The organism is Pseudomonas sp. CFBP 13710, from assembly GCF_014842235.1.
Taxonomy (GTDB): Bacteria; Pseudomonadota; Gammaproteobacteria; order Pseudomonadales; family Pseudomonadaceae; genus Aquipseudomonas; species Aquipseudomonas baltica.
This window is the reverse complement of sequence record NZ_JACYVJ010000002.1, coordinates 483,442-497,140: the sequence shown is the minus strand read 5'-3', so window position 1 is coordinate 497,140 and position 13,699 is coordinate 483,442. Positions and strand designations below refer to the sequence as shown.

General features: G+C 62.1%; 8 protein-coding genes and 2 pseudogenes. 5 read left to right on the top strand and 5 right to left on the bottom strand.

Translation table 11 applies throughout. From position 1 onward, the window contains the following. Positions 1 to 23: 23 nt before the first annotated feature. Positions 24 to 4,160, bottom strand: coding sequence for an Ig-like domain-containing protein (locus tag IFT44_RS21265; protein WP_342214271.1), 4,137 nt, complete (start codon positions 4,158 to 4,160; stop codon positions 24 to 26). A gap of 153 nt (positions 4,161 to 4,313) precedes the next feature. After that, positions 4,314 to 4,988: pseudogene (locus IFT44_RS21315) on the bottom strand (Tc toxin subunit A); the annotation flags it as partial. Between the two features lie 644 nt (positions 4,989 to 5,632). Here IFT44_RS21315 and IFT44_RS06855 point away from each other — a divergent pair. Further along, positions 5,633 to 6,598, top strand: coding sequence for an aliphatic sulfonate ABC transporter substrate-binding protein (locus IFT44_RS06855; RefSeq protein WP_192175632.1), 966 nt, complete (start codon positions 5,633 to 5,635; stop codon positions 6,596 to 6,598). Between the two features lie 96 nt (positions 6,599 to 6,694). Here IFT44_RS06855 and mntP read toward each other — a convergent pair whose 3' ends face one another. The 3 genes from mntP to IFT44_RS06840 all read right to left on the bottom strand — a co-directional run bounded on the left by mntP (position 6,695) and on the right by IFT44_RS06840 (position 9,654). Next, entirely contained in the window at positions 6,695 to 7,261 is a 567-nt protein-coding gene (gene mntP / locus IFT44_RS06850; protein ID WP_192057570.1) for a manganese efflux pump MntP, read from the bottom strand. A gap of 226 nt (positions 7,262 to 7,487) precedes the next feature. Further along, positions 7,488 to 8,612 (bottom strand): acyl-CoA dehydrogenase family protein, encoded by a 1,125-nt coding sequence (locus tag IFT44_RS06845; RefSeq protein WP_192175631.1) that lies wholly within the window; start codon positions 8,610 to 8,612, stop codon positions 7,488 to 7,490. 148 nt (positions 8,613 to 8,760) lie between these two features. After that, entirely contained in the window at positions 8,761 to 9,654 is an 894-nt protein-coding gene (locus tag IFT44_RS06840) for a LysR family transcriptional regulator (protein WP_192175630.1), read from the bottom strand. Positions 9,655 to 9,748: 94 nt separating this feature from the next. Between IFT44_RS06840 and IFT44_RS06835 the strand changes: the two genes are divergently transcribed. The 4 genes and pseudogenes from IFT44_RS06835 to IFT44_RS06820 all read left to right on the top strand — a co-directional run. Then, a complete protein-coding gene (locus IFT44_RS06835) occupies positions 9,749 to 10,372 on the top strand; it encodes a cysteine dioxygenase family protein (RefSeq protein ID WP_122479284.1) in 624 nt (207 codons plus the stop codon). Continuing rightward, the gene (locus IFT44_RS06830; RefSeq protein ID WP_192175629.1) at positions 10,369 to 11,952 is read left to right on the top strand and encodes a rhodanese homology domain-containing protein; all 1,584 of its coding nucleotides are present in this window, start codon (positions 10,369 to 10,371) and stop codon (positions 11,950 to 11,952) included. Before IFT44_RS06835 ends, IFT44_RS06830 begins: the two co-directional genes overlap by 4 nt. Before the next feature lie 113 nt (positions 11,953 to 12,065). Further along, positions 12,066 to 12,860 (top strand): class II aldolase/adducin family protein, encoded by a 795-nt coding sequence (locus IFT44_RS06825; RefSeq protein WP_192049845.1) that lies wholly within the window; start codon positions 12,066 to 12,068, stop codon positions 12,858 to 12,860. A gap of 64 nt (positions 12,861 to 12,924) precedes the next feature. After that, a pseudogene (locus IFT44_RS06820) lies at positions 12,925 to 13,698 on the top strand (ABC transporter permease); the annotation flags it as partial. Between the last annotated feature and the right edge of the window lies 1 nt (position 13,699).

The following is a 13,699-nucleotide window of genomic DNA, read 5'->3' as shown; positions in this document are numbered from 1 at the left end:
TACAATTGATCAACCAGACACTTTTATTCCGGAATGATCTTCATGATTTCGTAGCCTACGAAATTGTCCATCACGCTGTACGGACTGGTTTGAGTCTCGGACAGCATCAATTCCATGTAGCCATCCGGGCCGCAGGTTCCAGGTGTCGAGACGACCCTATAGCCAGCAGGAGTTATAGCCAGCACGGGTTCGTTACCGTACAGAACCCTGACCGTCATCGGCACTTCGGCGCGTTTGGGAACATAAGCAATGTTTCCTTCGAACCGTACGCGTGAATCACTGCTACTGGCCACAGTTCTGAACGCCGCCGGCAGATTTCGCCGGTCTTCGGGGATAACAAAGTTCACATGATCAACAGTGTTCATTCCGTCCCTGAACACCGCGCAGGTATCCGGGCGTACAGTAAGCGTGTTATCCCAGCGGTTATTACTGGTATAGATTCCTCTGTAAGCACAGCCCCCAGCACTGTTTGGTAATAGAGGTCTTTCCGGGGGGTTTCCATCCGTTTGCCTGAAGTGCACCGTGCCGCCTATCAGCGGACGTCCACTTTGCGAGTTCAGCTGGACACTGAGCCCGTGGGTATTTAGGTAGTCATGCTGCCTCCAAGCTTGAAAGATGCCAAGTGTCACGATCTCCTTCACATGCACTTCTCGGGTTTCAATGACACCCAAATTGCTCTCGAATCTCAAGACAAGCACGTTATCCGCTGCACCACCTTCTTTGAAATCGGCGTACTCCCCATTGAAATCAAAATGCATGTGCCCTTGCTCATCGGCATAGGCTTTCTCGCCCGCTGCAGGTGAAATGACAATTCCTTGCATGTCGGCAGCGCCGCCAACCAAGCTCCATTGCACCCATGCACGATCATCGCCGATATCCCCACGGACAGCACGTACGCTCAATGCTCCCTGCCCACCACGCCCCATGACGAACGAGCTGCCATCAGAATGATTCAACAGATCACCCGTTTCACCCAGCGACGACACTTGTAAAGATTCGTGAGCGTGCATGACTGCGACTGCGAAATCAGCCGCGTTGTTTACCCCAATGGTTCGCGCTGTCACCACTTTCTGGCCGTGATCACCCGCCGCGAAGCGATATTCGAATGCGGTCCAACCTTGACTATCGGTGTAGCTGGTTCCGAGCTCCCTACTGCCTTGGTGCCACGTCACGGGGTAGCGGCTCAATGCTGGCTCCAGGCGTACACGGAACTGCGCTGGGCGTGACTGGCCGATGCCGAAAATCTGCTCCAATGGTGCATGTTCGACCAGTCTTGGCAGCTCGAAGATAGGCGTCGCAGCACTGGCGAGGGGGCGCAATTGGGTGTCCGACACAGTGGCATCAACGCTCACTATCACGGACCCTGCCTGGGCTGCGGTGAAATTGATGCGGGCAATACCCTGCCCATCGGTGATGCTCGTAGCTTGCTGATCAAAGCCGCCGACGGTGCAACCCCAAGTCACTGTGGCGCCGATTACAGGCGTTTCATCCAGGTTGATAATGCGGCAAGTGACCTCTACCGGCTGGGTCGCCGCGATGGCGCTCGCGAAGCGTATGTATTGAAAGTAAGGCTGTTCCAGGAACCTGACGGGTTGAAACGCGTGCTCGTTACCGTTGAACTCGAACACCGCTACCACGCTGGCCGGACCCGACGGCTGGCTGTGCAACGTCGCATACGCCAGGCCTTCGCTATCGGTGCGCGTCTGCGGACGCAGGAATTGACCCAGGTCCGTCTCCCACCGCACCACACGATCGCGACCCACGTTGCCATGCATATCCACGAGTTCCACCGCAAACTCGATTTCTTCACGGTCACCCGCCAGCGCCTCGGCAGGATTCGGGTAATGGGGCACCTCGATGAAGTCAAGGGTGCTTTCATCGCAATCGATCCGCACCAGCGGCGCCTGGATCTGCCGGTCCAGGCCGTAGGTGGCGGTGACCTGAGCGGTGCCCATCTCATCGCCAGCCATCAGGGTCGCGGTCATTTCGCCATTGGCGTCGGTTTCCGTCATCGCGGGTAATTGCAGTTCGCCCAGGCTGGTACGCCAGGCGACTCGAATACCACCCATCGGCTGGCCCAGGAAGTTTCTGACGGTAATGGTGAAGCGTGCGACCTCGTCGGTCCTGGCCACCAACAGCTCACGGTCGACAATGATCCATGAAGACTCGCTTTGCCCCAGTTCACCTTCCACTTGTTTGCCTTCACCTGACAGGCTGGCGGTCAAGCTGGCCAAGGCACCCTCGCCAGCGGCCCGGTAGTCGTTGCGCGAACTGTCGCTGCGCAGCCGACTCAAGTCGACCACTGCCGTGGTGCCCAATTGCAGCTCGTTACAGAACTCGCGAATACGGATCAGGTGATCCAGTTCCAGCACCGTCAGCAGAATCCCGTTGTCAGCCAACAGCGCGGCTGTTTGCAGAATGTCGCGAGTGCCGAAGCCGATAAATCCGGCGATCTTGCCCGCAGCATCTTCGCGTACAAGTTCGGCATCGGCATCGCTGAGCTCTTGGGGCAGGCTGTTCACCAGCTGTAGGTAGTCGAGCAACTCCTGCTCACCGCGACGGCTGAATTTCACCACTCGCTGGTACTGCACCAGGCTGTAGAGGTCTGCAAAGCCGATGTCGTCGATCGACCAGGTGGCGGATCTTGTTCGGCGAACTTGCGCCGGGCGGCCGAACCACTCAGGGTTACGCACAAAACTGCGCAAGGCCATGGCGCTGACGTTCAGCTGTTGCGCGATCGCTGCCCGGCGCGCCAGACGTGCCAGGATGGTCAGCACTTCATCGCCCACGGGCACCGCGACACCGGCGCCCCCCTCGATGGCGAACACCCGCAGTACTTCGGCAAGCAACTGATAGGTCGTGCCACGCGCCCACAGCAGCAGCTCGCGGCACTGCTCGGCAGTCACCTTCAAGGTGCTGGCCAGGCATTCCCAAACCAGGCTCTGCTGAGCGGCACGGGCGTCCATCACCACACTGAACAGTTTGATGCGCAGGTCGGAGATCGCTGTGAAGCCATGGCGGCTCATCACGCGATCGATCAGCTCCAGCAGCCGCTCGGTATAGTAGGCTTCGTCCTCGTACTCGGGGGCCATGATGCTGCGATCAATGATCAGGCCGTCACCGGAAACGAGCGCTTCGAATTCAGCCAGCCAGTCAATCGCAGTTGGCGCATCACCCGCTGAATACTGCGGTGCACCTGCTTCGACGAAGGTCGCCTGGCTGACCAATACCGCTCCCATACGTGATTGAATCTGCTTGAGCAGATCGATCTCGTGCTCGGTCGCTGCCGCAACGGGAGTCAGTGGCATGACCTGCTGATACAACCAGTTGACCGACAACTGATGCGTGTTGCACCACTTGATCACATCGGCCAAGGACTGGATCACACTCAGGGTGTCAGTCGTTTCCGAGTGCTGATGCACGGCAAGCCGGGGCTGCGCCAGGCGGTTGATGTACTGGTTGGCGCTCTGGTTGATCAATTGCAGCAAGGCAATCGCCTCGATACTCGAAATGCCCAGATAGCGTGGCAGCTTCACCAGGCGGTAGAACGCCGAGACTACAGCGTGGGACCACCGCAAGCTGTTGATATCGAAGTCAGCCATGCTTTCGTTGCCCTGACTGTGGAGCCCCTGAGCGATGTAGCGAGCGATGTAGACGTAGGTTTCGAAACTGATGCCCAGCGCGCTGCACAGATGATCGACCTTGCGGTACTGATTCTCCGTTGCCGGGACGATTGGAAATACGCTGTCGTCCAGACACAACGGCGTTTCAAACAGGCCGCTGGCATTGAAAATGCGATCGAACTGCGGCGTGTCACTGCCGCACGCATACAGGCCTACGCCATGAACGAGCGCCGAAAAGTCTTCAGCGGTTACCTTGAAATCGCGCTGCAGTTGGCGAAACAGACCCAGCATGCGCAGGGTGTTTTCGGTGATCTGAAAAGCGTGCGGGGTCTTGCCGTGCTCGGTCTTGAAGGCTGCCGATAGCAGCAGATCGATGTCGGCGAAGCTCAGCTCCATCCAGCGCGACAGACGAATGATGCGTTGCAGGCGGTCGAAATGGCCATCGGTGTGGCCGATGAAACGGTGCATCGCCCCACCCTCACTGACCACGCCCAAGGTCGGCGCGGTACCCGCGTTGATGTAGCTGGAACCGACCACGGCAGGCGATGCCGGCGCCAACCCGGCCACATTGGGCGAAGCCACCGGTGCGCGCGTTTCAATGGACAGCAGGTCTTCCAGTTGCGCCTGGTTGATGCCCGTGCGCTTGCAGAAGGTAGGGATATCCACCAGCGGCTCGGCGTTGGCAACACCGTAGTGACGGTTGTAGAAGCTGGCCTGAGCCACGGCCATGGCTGCCTGGCGCTGGAGGCCTGGGGCCTTGCGGGCCAGGTTCGTCAGCGGAAAATAAGGCGCTTCCAGCAGCAGCGCGCGCTGCTCGGGGCCAAACGCGGCGTCCAGTTGCAGGGCATCGTCGGAGGCCGCCGAATGCAACCCTTGCTCCTTGAAATAGGGGAACTTGGGATCGAGTTGTCGAACCACGTCACCCAGTTGGTAGCACTTGCGCTGCAGCACATGGTTGATCTGCGCCTGATACCGCTCATACGGCAACTGGAAAGGATAACGGGTGGCCAGCAGTACATCGTCTACCGCTTCTTCGCTGCGGTTGCGGCCGTCCAGAAACTCGCGCGCGGCGCGCTCGAGAATCTCATTGACGATCACTACAGTCGGCTCGACGCGCTCCAGGCTCACCGGGTCCAAGGTCAGGTCAACCAGATCGGGACGACGCCGGGCCAGCGTGATGGCTTCACCTTCGATGGCCAGAGGCTCGATGGTCTGGGTGGCAAGACGGTAAAGACTGGTCAGATAAGCCGCAGGCGAGGAGGTTGCCTCGATAGCGCCGGGCATGCAGTTGCTCGACCAACTGGGGGTGAACTGGCTTTCGAAGCTGGGGCCGTCGACCAGCGCACGGACGCCGCTGCGGGCCATGGCCGCCGAAGCCGGCTCGCTGGCCTTGAGGCGTTGTTCGCGCATCTGTCGCGCTGCGAGCACGGCCACCGAGCTGGCGCGCTGATGCAAGGCTTGCGCTTGATCTACGTCAAAACCCTTGCCGAGCTTGATCAGGTCGTCGACGCTGCCTTGAGCGATCTCCATTGCCGTGCAGCCTTGAACCTTGGACAGGGTCTGGTGCTGTTCGGCATTGACGGCGATATTCTTCAAATGTGCGGATAGGGTACGTTCCGCCGGCGTTTCATCTTTCATGGCTGTCTACCTTGGCTGTTCGGCGCAGGCCCGCGAACGGGCTGCGCAGTGAAGCCGCCACACTAGGTAATGTTTCCTTGGACGTCGCCTGACAGAAGTGATAGGTACGTGTATGTTTTAAAAAGAGAAATTTGTATATGCGAAGATGACAGGCGCCTACTGAGAACCTTTCGCATCGATAAAGAACCGGCGGGTGAAGTGCAGTGCGAATCAGTTTGGCCGGTGAGGCTGCATAAGCTGATAACTAAACGCCATTACCGTGCTTTGAACTGTTCTTCTATAGTCGCTTCACCGGATCACCGGCATGCCCTTCCCCGTTCTCTTCGAGCCGACCGCGCCCCGCGGATGCGTCGGAGACGAGACTTGAAACCATGTCCACCCTCTTCACCCCGCGGCACCTGCTTGCCGCCAGCCTCAGCGTTGCGCTCGGCGTTGCCTTCAGCTTTTCGGCAGCGGCAGAAACCCAGCTGCGCATCGGTTACCAGAAGTCCTCGACGCTGATGGTGCTGCTCAAGCAGCAAGGTACGCTGGAGAAGCAACTGGCAGACAAAGGCGTGCGCGTCAGCTGGCACGAATTTGCCAGTGGCCAGCCGCTGCTCGAAGCGCTTAACGTCGGCAACGTCGACCTGTCGGCAGACGTTGCCGACACGGTGCCGGTGTTCGCTCAAGCTGCCGGCGGCAAGCTGACCTACTACGCGTCCGAATCGGCTTCACCGCAGGCCCAGGCGATTCTGGTGCGGCAGGACTCGCCGCTCAAATCGCTGGCAGACCTGCGTGGCCATACCGTAGCAGTCACCAAGGCGGCAGGGGCTCACTACCTGCTGCTGGCGGCCTTGCGCAAGGGTGATCTGACGTTCACTGACATCAAGCCGGCCTACCTGACCATCGCCGACGGTCGCGCCGCCTTCGAAAACCAGAAGGTGGATGCCTGGGTGGCGTGGGAACCGTTCCTCAGTGCCGCGCAGCAGCACCAACCTACCCGCGTACTGGCGGGCAGCGAAAACCTGGCCTCGTACAAGCGCTACTATCTGGCAGGCACGCCTTATGCGAAGGCCAACCCGGCGATCCTGAAAACGGTGTTCGACGACTTGGCCGAAACTGGCAAATGGGTCAAGGCGAACCCGGCCGACGCCGCCGCGATTCTGGGTCCGCTCTGGGGCAATCTTGACCCGGCAGTGGTGCAGCAGGCGAACGCCCGCCGCAGCTACGATGTGCAGCCCGTCACCCGCGAAGGATTGGCCGAGCAGCAGAAGATCGCCGATGCCTTTCACGACGAGAAGCTGATTCCCAAGCGGATCGATGCGGTGAAGGTGGAGGTGTGGGCGCCGGGCGAGTAATCCAACGACGCACTCCCAGGATCTGTGCGGCGGCCCCTCACCTGCCGCCGCCAACCGGGCCGGAAAACGCAGCCCATGAGCAGTCCACTGCTCCGATTACGCCGCAGACAAATGCTCGTAGAGAATCACCGCACCGACCAGCATCAACACGATGCCGCCCACGATTTCCGCGCGCTTGCCCACCACGACGCCCAGTACCCGACCCAGCATCACGCCGATCGTGACCATGACCGTGGTCGCCACGCCGATGGCGGCGGCTGCAATCCAGATGTTCACGTCGACGAAGGCCAGGCCTACGCCAACCGCAAGAGCATCGATGCTGGTGGCAAAGGCGGTGACGGCCAGAATGGCAAAGGAATGCTGTTGCGGCTTGTCTTCTTCAGGGGCTTCATCCTTGACGCCGTTGTAAATCATGTGCAGCCCAAGTCCCACCAATAGCACGAAGGCGATCCAGTGGTCGAAGTCTTGAACGTACTCAGTCGCCGCCTGGCCTATGAACCACCCTATCAAGGGGGTGATGGTCTCTATAGCACCGAAGATGACACCCGTACGAAGTGCTTCCGTGAATCGCGGTTTGTGCAGTGTCGCGCCTTTGCCGATGGCGGCGGCGAAGGCGTCGGTGGACATCGCCAGGGCGACGAAGATGATGGAAATGGGGTTCACGGTCGAAGATCCAGCCGGGCTATGAGTCAACGACGCGACCACACGCCCGGCTTTAGGCATGGATGCATCGTTGGTCTCACCAACCACAAGGTGTTCGTGCCACGGCAGGCAGCCGAGAATGTTGACACGAACGCGCTGGACCGAGGTCCAGAGCAGGCTACTCCCCAACAAGGGACGCCACTGTAATCAGCGGCACATGAAAATTTCGTGAGCTCGTTGATGGGTGTCAGAGCGCCAGTGCCTGACGCCCTATTGCAACCAGGGCGCTGTCATCCTGAGGCGTGTGAATGCGCGCGCAGAGCACGTTGCGGTAGTGCCTTTCCAGCGCGTTGCGACGGTCCAGCGCCGGGTTGCCGCCGGCTTCGATGGCCAGAGTCACGGCGCGTATGGCCTGGTTGCACACCAGGTACTTGATGGCGGGCCAGCGCTCGGCGGGCAGGCGGCCTTCGGCGGCCGATTGCAACAGGGCCTGGTTGGCCAGCAGCAGGCTGTCGATCTCGCCGACCCGTTCCTGGAAGCGCGGCAGCGTCGCCAGGGCGGCACCGAGATTGGCCGGTACGCGGTGCTGCAGCCAATCGATGAACGAATCACGTGCGGCCTGGGCGACGCCGTCGTAGACACTGGACATCAGCACCGCCATCCACAGCAGGCCTTCGCCGTCCAGTTCCGGCTGCGGCGTGCTGGCCGGACTTACGCTGACGGCCTGGTCGAACGGCACCAGCACGTCGTCGAAGACCACATCGTGGCTGCACGTGGCACGCATGCCCAAGTGGTCCCAGGTGTCTTCGATGGTGATTCCGGGGGTGTCTCGGTGCACCAGCCAGGAACCCACCAACGGATCGTCATCATCGCTGCGCGCCCACACCAGCAGCCAGGTCAGGCCGTGGCTGCCAGTGGAATAGATCTTGCGGCCGCCCAGTCGCCAGCCCTCGGCGGTACGTCGCGCCACGGTGTTGGGCAGGCCGCCGCGGGCCGGCGTGCCCAGTTCGGGCTCGACCCGCAGCGAATTGATCAGCGCCCCGCTTTCCAAGGCGTCCAGCGCCAGGCGCTGCTTCCATGCCTGAGGCCAACGCTCGCTCTGGTGCAGGCGGGCCTGCTGCAGGTACTGCATGACCAGAATCAACGCCGTGGCCGGCTCGCCCTTGGCGACTGCGGCCACCACTTTCTGCGCTGTTGCCAGGTCGGCCCCGCCGCCGCCATAGGCGGTGGGCACGGTCAGCGCGAGCAGGCCGAGGCTGTGCAGGTGGTCGATGTTGTCATGGGGGAACTCGCCACTGCGGTCGTAGCGCTCGGCGTGCAGTGCCATTCGTTCGGTGAGCGCGGCAAGGGCGCCGGGGTCTAACTGGGGCATGGCGAGAACTCGGTCGGACAAGTGCACGGCAACGCAACTCGAAGCGGCAGCGCTGTGGTTGTCGACTAATCTACGCACCTTCAAGGACATGAGTAAAGATCATTTTAGGCATATCCTAATATGCTAAACGCGCACGTATCTTGCTCCATCAGTCCGTATTCATCCCGTGTGCCACGCTTTCCCCGAACAGCCTGATCGCGCCTTGCAGGTTGCCTACGAACGCCGCATGCACCAGCCACAGGTCGACCATGGGTTTGAAATCCGCCACCTGCAGAACCTGCAGTTGTTCGCGGTGGCGACTGTGCTGCAACAGCGGTGCCGGGACCAGACCCAGGCCCATGCCGCTGGCCGCCAGGCCCAGTTGCAGGTCGGTGCCAAAGGTCTCCAGGTTCAGTTTCAGGCTCAGGCCCTGCTCGGCCAGGGCGTGCGAAAGGCCAGCGCGAAAGCCACAACCGTCGGGATTCAGCACCCAACCTTCGCCTTGGCAGTCGGCCAGCTTGCAGCGTTTGCCGAAATCCAGGCCCTTGGCCCCAACCACCAGAAGCGGCATGCGTGCCAGCGAGTGACCCACCACGCCGTCGGGAAACACCTTGCCTGCCGGGAACAGCGCCGCAGCCGCATCCAGCTCACGGTGCTGGATACGCTGGACCAGCTGTCCACCCCAGCCGTGGGCAACCTGCACGTGCAAATCGACGAAGCGCTGCTTCAAGGCTTGCAGGGCATCGAGCAGCACGGCGTCACCGACCGTCTGCGGCACGCCGAGGCGCAGATTGCCGGAGGGCGCTGCGTCTTCGGCCACCAGCTCGTGCAGCGAATCGACCTCGCGCATCACGCCCTGGCAGCGTTCATACACGCGCAGGCCGATGGCCGTGGGTTTCATCGGCTTGGTGTGCCGGTCGAGCAGAATTGCGCCCAGCGACTCTTCGAGACTTTGCAGGCGCCGGGTGACGGCGGACTGAGTCAGCTGCAGGGATTCGGCGGCCACGCTCAGGGACTGCAGGCGCACGACTGCCAGGAACGCTTGGATGTCATCTATCTTCATTCGCTTTTCGCATATTAGCTTATGAACAAATTGAATTTCGGGAAGCTTAATCCCTTTGCTAGGGTAATAACGAATCTGTTCGAGGGCTACTGAAATGACTCATCCACTGCGCTATGACCGCTTTCGCCAGTTCGTCGGCGACCTGGCCGAGTTGCTGGATCGCGAACCCAGCGAGCCGGCGGTGCTGGAACAAGGCGCAGTGCTGCTGCAGCGGCTGGTCAGCCACGACGACTGGCTGCCGGCCATCGCTGCCCAGCCCGATCCGCAACGCTACCAGCAATTCCTGCTGCACGCCGACGCCCGCCAGCGTTTTTCCGTGGTGAGCTTCATCTGGGGCCCTGGGCAGAGCACACCGATCCATGACCATCGCGTCTGGGGCCTGATCGGCATGTTGCGCGGTGCCGAGTTTTCCCAAGGCTTCAGCCGCGAAGCCGATGGGCGCCTGGTGCCCGACGGTGCGCCGATCCGCCTCGGGCCGGGCCAGGTCGAAGCGGTATCACCCAGCATCGGCGACATCCATCAAGTCAGCAATGCCTTCCACGATCGGGTGTCCATCAGCATCCATGTCTACGGCGCCAATATCGGCGCGGTAGCGCGCGCTGTGTACAGCGAAAGCGGCGAAGAAAAGCCATTCATTTCCGGTTATTCCAATGCCGGTATCCCCAATTTCTGGGACTTGTCCAAAGAGCGCCAGCCAAAAGAGAGTTCACCCGCATGAGCCAGATTGCCGTACGCCCCTACTCCACCTTGCGCCAGGCACTGCTGGACGGCCAGGAAGTGGCATTGATCGATGTCCGCGAAGAGGCGCCTTTCGCCGAGGCTCACCCACTGTTCGCCGCCAATATCCCCCTGTCCCGGCTGGAACTGGACATCTACGCCCGGGTACCGCGCCGCGATACGGCCATCACCGTCTATGACAACGGCGAAGGCCTTGCCGCCGTGGCCGCGCAACGCTTGCAAGCGCTCGGTTATACCGATGTGGCGCTGCTGCAAGGCGGGCTTGCCGGCTGGCACGATGCAGGCGGCGAGCTGTTTCGCGACGTCAACGTACCGAGCAAGGCCTTCGGCGAGCTGGTCGAAAGCCTGCTGCATACGCCTTCACTGGCGGCCGAGGACGTGCAGGCCCTGCTCGACAGCCGGGCCGACGTGGTGGTGGTCGACGCACGACGCTTCGACGAATACCAGACCATGAGCATTCCGGGCGGCATCAGTGTGCCAGGCGCCGAACTGGTGCTGCGCATCCGCGAACTCGCGCCCGATCCGCAGACCCGAGTGATCGTCAACTGCGCCGGTCGCACCCGGAGCATTATCGGCACGCAGTCGCTGGTCAATGCGGGCATTCCCAACCCGGTGTCGGCACTGCGCAACGGTACCATCGGCTGGACATTGGCAGGTCAGACACTGGAGCACGGCCAGCAACGTCGCTTCGGCGAAGTCGCCGAGCACACCCGCGCGGCAGCGGCGCAGTCGGCACGCGCGGTCGCGGACAGGGCCGGTGTGCAACACGCGACGCTTGCAGCGCTGGCCCGCTGGCAAACCGAACAGGGCCGCACCACCTATGTGTTCGACGTGCGCACCCCGGAAGAATACGCGGCCGGGCACCTGCCTGCGGCGCGCTCTACCCCGGGCGGCCAGTTGGTGCAGGAAACCGATCATTTCGCCAGCGTGCGCGGTGCGCGGCTGGTGCTGGTGGACGACGACGGCGTACGCGCCAATATGAGCGCGTCGTGGCTGGCCCAGATGGGTTGGGACGTGTTCGTGCTGGACGATGCACAGTCCAGCGATTTCACTGCCGACGGCGCCTGGCAGACGCCCCTGCCGACCCTGCCGGAAGCCGAGACGATCAGCCCGGCGACGCTCGCTCAGTGGCAACGCGAGGGCAACACCCAGGTGTTCGACTTCACCAGCAGCGCCAACCACGTGCAACGTCATATCGCCGGTGCTCATTGGGCACTGCGCGCGCAATTGCCCCAGGCCCTGGAGAACGTACCCGTGGCCGAACGCTACGTGGTGACCTGCGGCAGCGGCCTGCTGGCACGCTTCGCGGTGGCCGATCTGCAGGCGTTGACCGGCAAACCGGTGTTCCTCCTCGAAGGTGGCAACGCCGCCTGGGTGGCCCAGGGCCTGCCGGTGGAAGCCGGCGAACGCCATCTGGCCGTGCCCCGCAGCGACCGCTACCGGCGCCCCTACGAGGGCACCGACAACCCTCGCCAAGCCATGCAAGGCTACCTGGATTGGGAGTTCGGCCTGGTCGAGCAACTGGCCAGGGACGGCACCCACGGCTTCAAGGTGATCTGACACCGCAACGCCCCTACATCACTGGCTGCTCGGGACCTGATGAAACCGGACCGAGCGGCGATCGCACTCATGTGCCGTCGCCGCCGGCACGCACGTTTTTCAGGAGAGACCCGATGACTTCGTTGTCCGTTCTGCACGATTCCACGCCCACGCTGCGCCAGCGTGTCACGCCGCAGGAATGGGAGGTGCGCGTCAAGCTTGCGGCTGCCTATCGCATCGCCGCGCAGTTGCGCTGGACCGATCATATCTACACGCATTTCTCGGCCCGCGTGCCGGGTGATCAGGAACACTTCCTGATCAACGCCTTCGGCCTGCTGTTCGATGAAATCACCGCATCCAATCTGGTCAAGGTGGATATCGACGGCGAGCTGATCGACGATCCACTGGGGCTGGGCATCAACCACGCCGGCTACGTGATCCACAGCGCCATCCACCGCGCACGCCCCGACCTCAAAGCCGTGTTGCACACCCATACCCGCGATGGTGCTGCAGTGTCGGCCCAGCGCAACGGCTTGCTGCCGTTGTCCCAGCACGCATTGCTCTACTACAGCCGCGTCGCCTACCACGGTTATGAAGGCATAGCCCTGGACCTGGACGAACAGACGCGCCTGGTTCGCAACCTGGGCAACAGCAACATCCTGATCCTGCGCAACCACGGCCTGTTGACCGGAGGCGTCAGTGTCGAACATGCCTTCCGCGAACTGCATGGGCTGGAGCGGGCCTGCAACATCCAGATCGCCGCCCAGGCCGGCGGCAATGCCGAGCTGCTGCTGGCACCGCAGGCGGCCATCGACAAGGTGCACCAGCAGTCCGCCAGTGCAGCCAGCGGCGACAACCCCAAGATCCAACTGCACTGGGACGCCTTGATCCGTCAACTGGACCGCGAGGGCCAAGACTATGCCACCTGAAATCGCCTCTGCGCCGATCGCCAGAGCGCCCATCCACATGCTCGAAGTCACCCCCAGCGCACCCCGCCGCGGCGTGCGCGTGCCAGGCTTCGTGCTCAGGCTGCTGAGCCCGCTGGCGATCCTGGTGCTCTGGGAGCTGGCCTCGCGGGTCGGGCTGATCCCGCCGCGTATCATCGCCGCGCCGTCGAGCATCGGTGTGACGTTCTGGGCCCTGACCATCAGCGGCGAGCTCCCGGCGCATCTGCTGATATCCCTGCAGCGCGCGGTGTCGGGCCTGGCCATTGGTGTGTTCATCGGCACCGTCGCGGCCCTGCTCACCGGCCTTTCGCGGCGTGGCGAAGTGCTGCTCGACTCACCCATGCAGATGCTGCGCACCGTACCCTCACTGGCGCTGGTGCCACTGTTCATTCTGTGGTTCGGCATCGGCGAATTCACCAAGGTCGCGCTGATCGTCATGGGCACCACCTTTCCGGTGTACCTGAACCTGTTCGCCGGCATCCGCAGCATCGACCCCAAGCTGATCGAAGCCGGCAACACCCTGGGGCTGAACCGTCGCGAACTGGTCTGGCACGTGATATTGCCCGGCGCGCTGCCGTCGTTCTTCGTCGGCCTGCGCTATTCGCTGGCGATCTCCTGGCTGGCGTTGGTGTTCGTCGAGCAGATCAACGCCACCTCCGGCATCGGCTTCCTGGCCAGCGACGCGCGCGACTTCATGCGCACCGACATCATCGTCATCTGCCTGCTGGTGTACAGCCTGCTGGGGCTGCTGATCGACGGCATCATCCGCGCCCTGGAGCACTACGCCCTGGCCTGGCGCCCCTCCTTCGTGAAGAGCTGAT

Coding starts and splice junctions, on each gene's coding strand:
- IFT44_RS06855 (WP_192175632.1), top strand. CDS start 5,633: ATGTCCACCCTCTTCACCCCGCGGCACCTGCTTGCCGCCAGCCTCAGC.
- IFT44_RS06845 (WP_192175631.1), bottom strand. CDS start 8,612: ATGCCCCAGTTAGACCCCGGCGCCCTTGCCGCGCTCACCGAACGAATG.
- IFT44_RS06840 (WP_192175630.1), bottom strand. CDS start 9,654: ATGAAGATAGATGACATCCAAGCGTTCCTGGCAGTCGTGCGCCTGCAG.
- IFT44_RS06835 (WP_122479284.1), top strand. CDS start 9,749: ATGACTCATCCACTGCGCTATGACCGCTTTCGCCAGTTCGTCGGCGAC.
- IFT44_RS06830 (WP_192175629.1), top strand. CDS start 10,369: ATGAGCCAGATTGCCGTACGCCCCTACTCCACCTTGCGCCAGGCACTG.
- IFT44_RS06825 (WP_192049845.1), top strand. CDS start 12,066: ATGACTTCGTTGTCCGTTCTGCACGATTCCACGCCCACGCTGCGCCAG.